At 47.3% G+C, this 2956-nt stretch carries 3 protein-coding genes; all 3 read left to right on the top strand.

Annotation, left to right across the window (positions count from 1 at the left end; translation table 11 throughout):
* On the top strand, positions 1-662 hold a 662-nt coding region (locus ACGG90_RS15375), incomplete at its 5' end, for a DUF6431 domain-containing protein (RefSeq protein ID WP_390410711.1).
* An 82-nt stretch (positions 663-744) separates the two neighbouring features.
* Positions 745-1977 (top strand): DDE-type integrase/transposase/recombinase, encoded by a 1233-nt coding sequence (locus ACGG90_RS15370; RefSeq protein ID WP_390410710.1) that lies wholly within the window; start codon positions 745-747, stop codon positions 1975-1977.
* Positions 1978-1981: 4 nt separating this feature from the next.
* On the top strand, positions 1982-2782 hold the full coding sequence (locus ACGG90_RS15365) for an ExeA family protein (protein WP_390410709.1): 801 nt from the start codon (positions 1982-1984) through the stop codon (positions 2780-2782).
* Positions 2783-2956 lie beyond the last annotated feature (174 nt).

Genomic DNA, 2956 nt, shown 5'->3' with positions numbered 1-2956 from the left:
CAGCCGGCCCGCCGGAATTATTTGCCGCTGTTTATATGCACTTAAATCCAGCGATTGAAGATACAAAAACAGGAGTTCCTCCCGTATACTGTTTAACGACCAAGAAAAACAGACAAAGGAAAACTCCATATTTGAATCATACAGGACAATCACCAAAAAGCAAAGTAACAAAATCAATTCAGCAACAATATGACCAGTTCGTTCGCAATAACCTTACGGTTGTTGCCTGTCCACATTGTCAAAATTCATTTGGCCTAACACAACATGGCCGGTATCTCCGACAGCTATACTGCACCGGCGGTTACCGTGGAATCATTGAGGTGACGCGTTTGCGGTGTCACTCATGCGACAAAACATTTGTGCTTTTACCGCCTGGTATCGTTCCATACAAGCGCTATGTGCTTGCCTCGATTCTCAAGGCTGTGCATCTAGCGACCTCAAGGTCAATGTACTATGCCGAAAGCGTGTTAGACGTTTCTGCTAAATTGATTCGTTGTTGGGGTACCCATTTTCATCAATGGCACGAAATGCTCTGTCGAGCGCATGAAATCAGTCTTGACGATGATCCAGAGATGGCTGCGATCATGTACTCGCAGCTGCGCCCGACTCGGCGATTGATGCAAGTTATATCGGCGTGGACACCAGCGTTTCACGCACTTTGAACCTTTCACATAGTTTCCCCTTATTGGCACTGTCTTTGACGTGTAAGCTAACAGCATCTTTAGAATGAAGAGGTGCAACTTGATGAACGCAGAACAATTTGAAGACATTGCCTTATTTCGGTATGAGTTAATTCAACCCCTCATTTCCGGAACGTTTCCGGATGCCACAAGGCAGGATTATATGAAACGAGTCGCAACTACCGAGAGAGTCTTGCCTAACGGCAAACGCGGAACAGTTGGTGCGGGAACTTTGAAAGAATGGGCAACGAACTATCGAAAGCTCGGCCTTAAAGGGTTAAAGCCAAAGCGTCGCAGTGATGCCGGTAACAATCGCCGTCTGAATGACGAGCAAAAAGCAGAGATAATCCGACTTAAAGAAGAAAGCCCTAATCGACCGGCAACCGTAATCAGAAAGCGGATGATCATGACCGGATATTTCGCCCAAGGGGCGCCTTCCGAAAGCACGATTCAACGTTATCTAGCGCAGGTAACTCCTGGACTCCAGCGTAGCAATATTGAGGACATGCGAGCATTTGAAATGAGCCACGTCAATGAATTATGGCAAATCGATACGACTCACGGTCCGTTCATCTTGGCAGGCGGTCGCAAACGTAAAGTATATATCGTCGGCATCATTGACGATGCATCACGGTATCTGGTTGGCTGGGGTATGTACTTCGAAGACAACGCCATCAACGTCCAGATGACCCTGAAGCAAGCTATCGCCACCTATGGTCGGCCTCGACAGATCTACGCGGATAATGGGAAACCTTACGTCAACAAACAACTTGCCTTGATTTGTGCGGAATTGGGTATTGGCATGAGACACGCAGCAGTTTATCACGGGAACCAGAAAGGCAAGATTGAGCGTTGGTTTGGCGTCATGAAGCAGCAATGGATGGTCGACATCAACTATGATGAATATCGATCTTTGGAGGCCCTGCGGGCTGAGTTTGCGAAGTATGTTCGTGATCGCAACAATCAGGTCAACCGTAGCCTTGGAGAAGGTGTCACCCCCATGGATCGAATTTGCGAGGAACCAGATGCAATTCATAAAGTGCCAACGGTCGCACTGGATCGAGCGTTTTTGCATCGTGAAACACGTAAGGTAGCCAACGATGGCACCATCAGTCTCAACAAACGGCAATACGAGACCGGAAGAGCAACAATTGGGGCAACGGTTACCGTGCGATTCCAACCAGATCTCTCAAAGGTGTACATCGAATGGGAAGAAGAATTAATGGAGATCCGCCCCGTCGACAAACAGGAAAACGCACATGTGAAGCGACAGCAAGTGCGGTTAGCGGAGGAATAAATGGATGGAGTTTACGGTCTATTACGGCATGAGTCATAATCCTTTTGACAAGACTGCACCGCAGGTGATTGAGACGGTCGACTTTAAGGAAACGAACGTGCGCCTCAAGTACCTCACAGAAGTGCTTGGAATTGGTTTGATCACCGGTCGTCCAGGTGCAGGCAAAACAGTTATCCTGCGCGAATATGCACAACGGCTCAATCCCAACCAATACCGAGTAAGTTACATACCTTTGAGCACAGTCAGTGTGAGTGATTTCTATAATCAGTTGGCGGTATCGCTGGGTATCGAACCGGCGTTTCGAAAATCGGCCAAATTTCGCCAGATACAAGAGCGAATTATTGAGCTTCACGACGTGGAGCACATCACGCCGGTATTCATCCTCGATGAAGCTCAGTACTTGAGTGGACTAATTTATAATGAGCTTGTGCTCCTGACCAACTTTGGCATGGATGCCGAGAATAAGTGTTTGATAATCCTAGCAGGATTATCTTCGCTCAATCAGCTACTACAACGACCGCAGTTTGAAGCCTTTCGCCAGCGAATTACGATCAAGTATCAAGTGGTTGGCATGGAATACTCAGAAAGCCAACGTTACGTGAAAGAGAAATTCAAAGCAGCAGGTGTACTGGATGATCTGATCACAGACGAAGCACTCAAAACGATGTTTACGACAAGTGGTGGCAGTATTCGTCGTTTAGATCAAATGATCACGAAAAGTCTGATTATTGGTGCACAACAGGAGAAACGCATCATCGATAACGAAATCGTCTACCAAGCAAACGCGGAGGTAGCGCTCGGGTAGCAAGTCAATGGTCGGCAGAAGCCGGCCTATTTTCTTGGTCAAAATTGGAAGATGGAATAATCTGCGGGAGCAGTAATGTGAGAATCAAAAACGTCACATTATCTCGGCGAAACAAAGGCGTTTCAATCCGAAACAATGTGACGAATGGTGGCCGAAATAGCGTGCCGCGCGACA

The sequence above is a fragment of the Lacticaseibacillus jixiensis genome, from assembly GCF_042847315.1.
GTDB classification, from domain to species: domain Bacteria; phylum Bacillota; class Bacilli; order Lactobacillales; family Lactobacillaceae; genus Lacticaseibacillus; species Lacticaseibacillus jixiensis.
Note: the sequence above shows the minus strand (reverse complement) of the source record. Positions and strands in the feature narration are given on the sequence as shown.